The sequence below is a fragment of the Oleiphilus sp. HI0086 genome (assembly GCF_001635225.1).
Window position 1 is genome coordinate 1 of record NZ_LWFZ01000705.1, and the last position, 3273, is coordinate 3273.

Annotated in this window: 4 protein-coding genes; 1 reads left to right on the forward strand and 3 read right to left on the reverse strand. The window is 45.1% G+C overall.

The genetic code is table 11. The features are described 5' to 3' along the window. The first annotated feature begins 122 nt into the window (after positions 1–122). The gene (gene gltA / locus A3756_RS11365) at positions 123–1394 is read left to right on the forward strand and encodes a citrate synthase (RefSeq protein WP_068508429.1); all 1272 of its coding nucleotides are present in this window, start codon (positions 123–125) and stop codon (positions 1392–1394) included. Between the two features lie 49 nt (positions 1395–1443). Here gltA and A3756_RS11370 read toward each other — a convergent pair whose 3' ends face one another. The 3 genes from A3756_RS11370 to A3756_RS11380 form a co-directional block, all read right to left on the reverse strand. Next, on the reverse strand, positions 1444–2202 hold the full coding sequence (locus A3756_RS11370) for a 1-acyl-sn-glycerol-3-phosphate acyltransferase (RefSeq protein ID WP_068508427.1): 759 nt from the start codon (positions 2200–2202) through the stop codon (positions 1444–1446). Between the two features lie 16 nt (positions 2203–2218). Further along, positions 2219–3007 (reverse strand): peroxide stress protein YaaA, encoded by a 789-nt coding sequence (gene yaaA, locus A3756_RS11375; protein ID WP_068553524.1) that lies wholly within the window; start codon positions 3005–3007, stop codon positions 2219–2221. A 42-nt stretch (positions 3008–3049) separates the two neighbouring features. Then, positions 3050–3273: glutaredoxin family protein (locus A3756_RS11380; protein WP_068553525.1), on the reverse strand; the 224-nt coding region annotated here is incomplete at its 5' end.

Below are 3273 nucleotides of genomic sequence, written 5' to 3' on the forward strand. Positions count from 1 at the left end.
GACTATAGTCATTCTATTTGGCATAATGCGCAAACTTTTAAGTCGCCAACTGGCCGCAAGCTTTTTACCTATTAAGCAGCAGCTACGCTTGGCTTACTCTATCTCAGCAACAGGAGAGCACCATGACTGATAAAAAAGCTCAGTTATCGGTTGATGGGAAAACCATCGATTTACCAATTTATTCTGGCTCTGTCGGCCCAGATGTAATAGATGTACGAGGCCTAGTATCAGAAGGTGTCTTTACTTATGACCCTGGATTCGTGTCCACTGCGGCATGCGAATCTAAAATCACCTACATTGATGGCGGCAAAGGTGTACTTCTTCACAGAGGCTACCCAATAGAACAGCTAGCTGAAAATTCAGACTACCTTGAACTATGCCACCTACTTTTGCACGGAGAACTTCCGACAGCAGAAGAAAACGAACATTTCAGAAAAACTGTTCGCAACCACACAATGGTTCACGATCAAGTTAACCAATTCTTTAAGGGCTTCCGAAGAGACGCTCACCCGATGGCGATCATGTGCGGCGTCGTTGGTGCTCTTTCAGCGTTCTACCACGATACGATGGACATCTCTGACGAAGAACACCGTGAAATAGCAGGCTTCCGCCTTGTAGCTAAAATGCCGACCATTGCAGCGATGTGCTACAAGTACTCAATCGGCCAGCCTTTCATGTATCCAAACAATGACTTGGATTATGCAGAAAACTTCCTGCACATGATGTTCAGCACGCCAGCTGGCGATGTTAAGTTTGACCCAGCCATCTCAAAGGCAATGGACAAGATCTTCATGCTTCATGCTGACCATGAGCAGAATGCATCAACATCAACTGTCCGCCTAGCCGGCTCAACTGGCGCCAACCCATTTGCCTGTATCGCTTCTGGCATCGCTGCACTTTGGGGCCCTGCTCACGGCGGCGCAAACGAAGCTGTACTAACAATGCTTAACGAAATCGGTGACGTATCTCGCATCGATGAATACGTTGCCAAAGCGAAAGACAAGAACGACCCATTCCGTCTGATGGGCTTCGGTCACCGCGTATACAAAAACTTCGACCCTCGCGCCAAAGTTATGCGCGAAACATGCGAAGAAGTTCTTGGTGCACTAGGCCTTGAGAATGATCCTCTATTGAAGATCGCGCGTCGCCTTGAGCAGATAGCACTAGAAGATGAGTACTTTGTTGCAAGAAAGCTATATCCAAACGTAGACTTCTACTCAGGCATCATTTTGAAAGCTATCGGTATTCCTGAGTCAATGTTTACCGTTATCTTCGCAATGTCTCGTACTATTGGCTGGTTCTCACACTGGAACGAAATGGTTAGTGAAAACTACCGCATTGGTCGTCCACGCCAGCTTTATACTGGTCACGACAAGCGCGACTACCCTGCCTAAGCGCAAAGCTAAGGTATAAAAAAACCCGCTCTTGCGGGTTTTTTTATACCTAAATCAGTTTTAATTCTGCACCAATCATTTCCCGCGTACGCCTCGCCAAGCCCTTACGACACAAGGATGCTGAGTCCATAGGTTCCAGATAACGGACATGAGCATACACCTTTTCAACCCTTAGAATACGCTCAAGCGTATCAATAAACGAGTCATCATCTATAAACGCTGGCTCAGGCAAGAGCCGACCAAACTCATCCGTATACTTTAGTGCAACTGGCTGAACAGGCACACCCACTCTAACTGCTGCCTCATAAAACATCGGGAAAAACGGCAACACCTCTGCACCTACCGAGGTCGTTGATTCAGGAAACAGGTGCACTGAACCACCTTGCCTTAAACGCTCTTCAAGGTAAGGAATTGAGCGATACGCTTCAAATTTATTGGTTCTATTAATATAAATAGACCCCATTCTTTTGGTAAAGGTCCCCAGCAAGGGCCACTCTTCCAAATCATGCCGCGCAATAAAACCTACAGGCCTGAGATGATTAAAAACAATCGTATCGAGCCATGAAATATGATTTGATACAAACAAACCGCTTGCTTCCATGGGGGAGCCTTCGACAACGACCTCCGTATTCATTGAACGAACCAGATCCTCAACCCACAAGGTAAACAGAGCGTAATCATTAAGCTCGTTTTGGTCAATTTTAGACACTTGCGGGAATTGATAACAAGCACCAATAAAAGCACTACCCGAGAGTAAATTTGCAAGCAGACGAGAGAAGCGCAACCCTTGGCGCGCCCTATTCTTCACAACACTAAACACAACCTTACTTCTGCGCCTCCGCTACACTCTCACTTCTAGTAAAGACCCAATCAGTGCCACTGGACTCACTCTCTGAGTATTGATAACCCGCGTAGTCAAAACCCTTTAGATCTTCAACGCTTTGAATATTATTATCAGCAGCATACCTGACCATTAAGCCTCGTGCTTTTTTGGCATAAAAACTAATGATCTTGTATGTGCCTTTCTTCTCATCCTTGAATATAGGGGTAATCACCTTTGCCTTAAGCGACTTAGGCTTGATTGATTTAAAATACTCGCTGGATGCTAGGTTAACGAGAACCTCGTCACTCCCCTCTAACTCCCGGTTAAGTGATTCGGTCAGCATCTCTCCCCAAAACTCGTAAAGATTCTTTCCGCGTGTATTTTCAAGCCTGGTTCCCATTTCCAAACGATATGGCTGCATCAAATCCAAGGGGCGCAAAATACCATACAAACCCGAGAGTATTCTTAACTTTCCCTGAAGATATTCGACACTAGCACTATCCATCGACTCGACTGCTAACCCCGTATATACATCCCCCTTAAAGGCATAGACAGCTTGCTTTGCATTCTGGGCCGTGAACGGAACAGTCCAATCTTTCATTCGCTGCACATTTAAATCTGCAATCTTTTCACTGACACTCATTAGCTTCATTAGCGCAGCGGAATCTACTTTTTTTAAAGCGTCAACCAGATGCTTTGATTCATCTAGAAAATCGGGCACAGAAAACTCATCACTAAAACTCGCTGACTCGAAATCCAGCGTTTTTGCAGGAGACACAACAATAATCATACTAATTCACATCTAATTCATTAAATTGACTAAACCGAAACCCTATTTAAGGCAGCGGCACATAAACTCATAAAGTGATTGAACATCAAAAGGCCATTCAAGCTCCAGGGATTTATCATGGGATAGCAAAACAGGTATCCTGGCGCCATAGCGATCAATTAAGGCATCATCGTCTGCAATATCGACCAACTCAAGTTTAAAAAAAAGCGGCTTTCCTTCCGAATCAAAGGACGATGCTGCAAAGTTTTCAGCCATTTGCACATGCA

Coding starts and splice junctions, on each gene's coding strand:
- gltA (WP_068508429.1), top strand. CDS start 123: ATGACTGATAAAAAAGCTCAGTTATCGGTTGATGGGAAAACCATCGAT.
- yaaA (WP_068553524.1), bottom strand. CDS start 3,007: ATGATTATTGTTGTGTCTCCTGCAAAAACGCTGGATTTCGAGTCAGCG.